Source organism: Myxococcus sp. AS-1-15 (genome assembly GCF_020037055.1).
GTDB lineage: Bacteria > Myxococcota > Myxococcia > Myxococcales > Myxococcaceae > Myxococcus > Myxococcus fulvus.
The window spans coordinates 1-2,851 of the sequence record NZ_JAIQDF010000052.1 but is presented as its reverse complement, the minus strand read 5'-3'; the positions used below and the strand labels follow the sequence as shown (position 1 = coordinate 2,851).

Genomic DNA, 2,851 nt, shown 5'->3' with positions numbered 1-2,851 from the left:
GCGTTCGCGCACCAGGACCTGCCCTTCGAGCAGGTGGTGGACGCGCTGCAGCCGAGCCGGGATTTGAGCCGCTCACCCCTCTTCCAGGTCATGTTCGTCATGCCCGGCGAACTGGCGCCCCTGGCGCTCGAAGGAGTCACGTCGGAGGAACTCGACTTCGAGCCGGGCGTGTCGAAGTTCGACCTCTCGCTGTTCGCGTGGGAGACGCCGCGCGGGCTGGTGACGTTCTGGGAATACAACACGGACCTGTTCGACGAGGAGACGGTGTCGCGGATGGCGGGCCACTACGGACGCTTGCTCGACGCGGTGGTGGAGTCCTCGGAGCAGCCCATCTCCGCGCTCCCGTTGCTCGATGCGACGGAGCGTCGGCACCTGCTGGTGGAGTGGGGCGCGCGCCGCGACGTGACCTATGTGCCGGGCCTGATGCACCAATGGGTGGAGGCCCAGGTGGCGCGGACGCCTCACGCGGAGGCGGTGACGGACGGCACGCGCTCGTTGACGTACGCGGAGCTGGACGCCCGCGCGAACCAGCTCGCGAATCACCTGGTGGCGTTGGGGGTGCCGCCCAACGGCTCGGTGGGGCTGTGCCTGGACCGGAGCAGCCTCGAGATGCCCGTGGCGGTGCTGGCCACCCTCAAGGCCGGAGCGGCCTTCCTTCCCCTGGACCCGACCTGGCCCACCGAGCGACTGCGGCTGATGTTGGAGGACACGGAAGCGCCGGTGGTGGTGGCGCAGGCGCACCTGGTCTCCGCGCTGCCCTCGGGGACGTCGGCGCGGGTGTTGAGCCTGGAGGACGAGGCCGCCGCCATCTCGCGCCGCCCCACGAGCGCGCCTTGCGTGGACCTCTCCGTGGAGACGAACTGCTACTTCGTCTACACGTCCGGGAGCACGGGGCGACCGAAGGGCATCGTCATGTCCCACCGCGCGGTGGGCAACATGCTCTGGTGGTTGCTGAAGCGGACGGTGAAGCCGGACGCGACGACGCTCCAGTTCGCCTCGCTCAACTTCGACGTCTCCTTCCAGGAGATGTTCGGCACCTGGTGTCTGGGTGGCCGCGTCCTGCTCATCACCCCGGCGCTGCGACAGGACCCTGGCGCGATGCTCCGGTACATGGTGCGTCACCAGGTCGAGCGGCTCTACCTCCCCTTCGTCGCGCTTCAGGCGGTCTGCGACGCCGCTGCGTCCGAGGAGGTGCTGCCTCCCTTGACGGAGGTGGTGACGGCGGGAGAGCAGCTCCAGGTGACGCCCGCGCTCGTGGCCTTCTTCGAGCGGCTCCCGGGATGCGTGCTGGAGAACCAGTACGGGCCCTCGGAGGCGCATGTCGTCACCGCGTGGCGGGCCTCGGGACCTCCTTCCTCGTGGCCCGCGCTTCCGCCGGTGGGCGTGCCCATCACCAACGTGCGCCTGTACGTGTTGGACGCGAACGGCGAGCCCTGTCCCATCGGTGTCCCGGGTGAAGTGGGCGTCGCGGGCGCGAGTCTGGCGCACGGCTATCATGGCCGCCCCGATTTGACCGCGGACCGGTTCCTCCCGGACACGCTCGAGGGCACGTCGGGTGAGCGCTACTACCGCACGGGAGACCGGGCGCGGTGGATGGCGGACGGGAACCTGGAGTTCCTCGGGCGCCTGGATGGACAGGTGAAGCTGCGGGGCTTCCGCATCGAGCTGGGCGAGGTGGAGGTGGTGCTGCGAGCGCTGCCCGGTGTGCGGGACGCGGTGGCGGTGGTGCGCGAGGACGTGCCGGGAGACCGGCGCCTGGTGGGCTACGTCGTGTTCCAGGACGGTCACACGCTGACCCCGGCGGAGCTGCGCGCGCACCTGCAGGCGAAGGTGCCCGAGTACATGGTGCCCTCGGCCTTCGTCGCGCTCCCCGCGTTGCCGATTGCCCCGACGGGGAAGGTGGACCGCAAGGCGTTGCCGGTGCCGCGCGTGGAGGAGTCACGCGGTGGCGACGTGGCGCCACGCACGGCGATGGAGCGGGTCGTCGCGGAGGTGTTCGGTCCGCTGCTCGGCTTGGAGCGCGTGGGCGTGGAGGCACACTTCTTCGAGCTGGGGGGGCACTCGCTGCTCGCGACCCAGGCGGTGTCCCGCTTGAAGGACGTGGTGGGGCGAGACCTCCCCGTCCGTGTGCTCTTCGAATCGCCCACGGTGGCGCAGCTCGCCGAGCACCTGGAGGATGTCCTCGAGGAAGCGAGGGGTGCACCTCCGCCCGCGCTGACCTGGAGACCGCACAACGGCGTGGTGGAGCAGTCCTTCGCGCAGCAGCGACTGTGGTTCCTCTCGCAGCTCGATGCGGAGGGCTTCTCGTACAACATGCCCTTCGCGGTGCGGCTCTCGGGTCGGCTGGACGTGGGCGCGCTGGAGGGCGCGTTCCGTGACGTGGTGAGAAGGCACGAGTCCTTGCGGACGACCTTCGGTGAGGTGGACGGGAAACCGGTGCAGCGAATCCACGAGGACGTGGAGCTGTCGCTGAAGGTGGAGCCCGTGGCCGCGGCGGAAGTGCTGGAAAGGGTGGAGGAGGAAGCCCAGCGCCCGTTCGACCTGGAGAGAGGGCCGCTGCTGAGGGCGAAGGTGTTGAAGGTGGGGGATGAAGAACACGTGCTGGTGTGGGTGGTGCATCACATCGTGTTCGACGGGTGGTCGGTGGGGCTGCTGGAGAAGGAGCTGGGAGAGGGGTACGGGGCGAGGGTGCGAGGGGAGTCGGTGGAGCGCACACCGTTGGACGTGCGGTACGCGGACTACGCGAGATGGCAGCGGGAGTGGCTGAAGGGGGCGGTGCTGGAGAAGCAGCTGGGGTGGTGGAAGGAGCAGCTGGCGGGAGCGCCGCCGGTGTTGGAGCTGCCCACCGACA

At 69.7% G+C, this 2,851-nt stretch carries 1 protein-coding gene; it reads left to right on the top strand.

Annotated features, from left to right (window positions below; all coding sequences use genetic code 11):
- Nucleotides 1–2,851, top strand: a 2,851-nt coding sequence (locus K8625_RS43420) for a non-ribosomal peptide synthetase (RefSeq protein ID WP_223786086.1), incomplete at both ends; no start/stop codon positions are given.